The 2,787-nt window shown below is 57.6% G+C and carries 2 protein-coding genes; both read right to left on the bottom strand.

The features are described 5' to 3' along the window. Positions 1 to 1,581 (bottom strand): DNA mismatch repair endonuclease MutL (mutL, locus tag ACETWG_00690; protein MFB0515105.1); only part of this gene is annotated, 1,581 nt, incomplete at its 3' end. 26 nt (positions 1,582 to 1,607) lie between these two features. Then, positions 1,608 to 2,735, bottom strand: a complete 1,128-nt coding sequence (gene ftcD, locus ACETWG_00685) for a glutamate formimidoyltransferase (protein ID MFB0515104.1) — start codon at positions 2,733 to 2,735, stop codon at positions 1,608 to 1,610. Between the last annotated feature and the right edge of the window lie 52 nt (positions 2,736 to 2,787).

Below are 2,787 nucleotides of genomic sequence, written 5' to 3'. Positions count from 1 at the left end.
GCCCTCGTGATAACGGTCCAGGATATCCCGCAGGATATCCCGCTCCCGCCCCCAGACCACATCACTCGGAACACCGTCTACCACCACCGTATTCCTGCCGAACTCCCGGATCCGAAAGCCCAATCGTTCCAGGCTGGGAATAAGGTCCACCAGCCGGGCATATTCATCGGGGGCGAACTCTATCGCCTGGGGGAACAGTACTGTCTGGGACGCCAGGGCCTGACCGGCAAAGGCCTTTTGCGCTTCCTCAAACAGGACCCGCTCGTGGGCTACGTGCTGATCGATCACAACCAGTCCCGTCGCCACCTGGCTGAGGATATACTTGTTATGCACCTGCCAGATGGATTCGGGATTATAAAACCTTCCGGCGCGGGCTGCCGCGGCCTCAGCACCGGAAGCAGACAGACCAGCACGCCGGGCTGCCTTCTCCGCACGGGCCACGGAGTCATTACTTTCGACCGGTACCTGGTCCGCCCTGGGAGCAGATTCGAAGAGACCGGTAATCTGCGATCGGTGCTGAAAGCCTCCCGGAGCAGGGACCGGGAAGCTGCCCGGTCGATCCCCCTCCACTGGCGGGGCAAAATCGGGGACCATGCCGGGTATATCCCGAATGGCCTCCGTCACCGCCGTCTTGACCACGTGGTACACCCGCCACTCGTCCTTAAAGCGTACCTCGGTCTTGGCCGGGTGAACGTTCACATCCACCATCTCTACGGGCATGGTAATATTCAGGACGAAGAATGGGTATTCCCCCCGACTGATCAGGGAACGGTAGGCGGCATAAACAGCGCTGTTCAAAAGACGGTCCTGCACCGCCCGCTGATTTAGAAAAATGTACTGTTCCCCCGGGCGACCTCGTACCAAACTGAGATTCCCCACGTAACCTTCTACTTTGAAAGGGGGCTTCTCAAGGGCTACTTCTTCAAGGGATTGCTGGTAAAAACGGTCAAAGACCGCCCCGATGCGCCGCTTGAGATCGGTCGGCGGCAGGCGGTAGATCTCCCGATCACCACTGATCAGGCTGAAAGCAACACCAGGATTGCTAAGAGCGAATCGTCTTACCACCTCAAGGATGTGTTGGTTTTCAGTGGCCGGTCGTTTGAGAAACTTTCTCCTGGCAGGAATATTATAGAAGAGATTCTTTACCTGGATGGTAGTACCACCCACTGGCGGGGCCGGTTTCACCTCACTGGCCTTACCACCTTCGACGATAACTTCGCTGCCTTCATTCATATCCGTGGAAGTACGTGCCCAGACCCGGGCCACGGAAGCGATACTGGGCAGAGCCTCCCCCCGGAATCCCAGGGTGGCGATATGGGACAGATCCTCCCTGGAATGAATCTTGCTCGTGGCATGGCGTTCAAAGGCCAGAGCCAGATCATGCCGGTCCATCCCGCTCCCATCGTCGGTAACCTGGATCAGGCTATGCCCCCCTTGCTGAACCACAATAGCGATGTCAGTGGCGCCGGCGTCGATAGCGTTCTCTATGAGCTCCTTCACCACTGAAGCCGGTCGTTCAACGACCTCACCGGCGGCAATCTGGTCCGCCAGCGCAGCGGACATGCGCTTAATCTTACCCATGCTCGCACCTCACACGAAGCGCTCTCTTATGAAAATCTATCATCTGCCTCAACCGGGCTAGGAGCTTGCATTCTATATGGTACAAGTCGCTCCGACAACGCTGCCCAGCGACCGCCTTCCCGGCGCAAACGGTACTCTATGATCCGCTCCTCAGGATCAAATGGACTCACCGCCGATAGCCCCATGGCTCTGACCGCCGTTGCCACCAGCTCCTCCTCGGGTAAGTCAGAGCTGCGATCCTCCTGCTCAGCGTAGTAGCGTCCAGCCATGAGCATGGCTTCCAGGGGGATCATTCCTACCAGCTCGCTACCGGTTACCTCAAGGCCGCGTTGGTGCGCCTGGTGGCTTACCTCCTCAAATGCCACGTGGGGCGCTGTCACCCGAAAATCCTCCAGGTTCATGCTGACCTGGGCACAATCATACGCCGGTATGAACCACCCTAAGGCTCGACACGCTCTAAGGGTTCCCGGCCTGCGCATCGCCAGTCCCTCGCTGTCCCTGACAATCCCGCCGTCTTCTGTACGTTTAATCCGTCCTGTTTCACGAATTGCCATAGCGATAGCATTTGCCTCTGCTGGATCGGTGGTATTCAGGTTAACGTTAAAGGCGATAAGGATATCGCGGGCTCCTAAAGCTACCGCACCAAAACGAGGTTTGAAGACCGCCGGGCCGAAATCGGGATGCCACTCCGGATCGGTTAACCTCTCCTGTAGACCCTCGTACTCTCCCCGACGTACATCGGCCAGGCTGGAGCGGCCAGGTCCAGCGGCGGCGGCACCGTAGAGATAGACGGGTAGTTCCAACTCCCTGCCAACACGCTCACCAACCTTCCGGGCCAGCCGGACACATTCTGCCATCGAGGCCCCCGCAAGGGGCACGAAAGGACAAACATCAGCTGCACCTATGCGGGGATGGATACCCTGGTGTCGCTGCATGTCAATCAACTCAGCCGCCTTACAAATTACCTTGAAAACAGCCTCTCCAACCGATCCCGGTTTTCCCACGAATGTAATTACGGTGCGGTTGGCATCGGTGCTGGAATCCACGTGCAGCAGACGCACTCCACCGACACCAGAAATGGCCTCCGCTAGAGAACGGATCACCCGTTGATCCCGCCCCTCAGAAAAGTTAGGTACGCACTCAACTACTTGCATCACGGGCCTGAGTAAAGTGAATACAGAAATTTAATAAGCAGGACAATAATGA

Source organism: Candidatus Neomarinimicrobiota bacterium, from assembly GCA_041862535.1.
In the GTDB taxonomy this organism is placed as follows: domain Bacteria; phylum Fidelibacterota; class Marinisomatia; order SCGC-AAA003-L08; family TS1B11.
The sequence above is the reverse complement of the archived record's forward strand: the minus strand, read 5'-3'. Positions and strand labels throughout refer to the sequence as shown.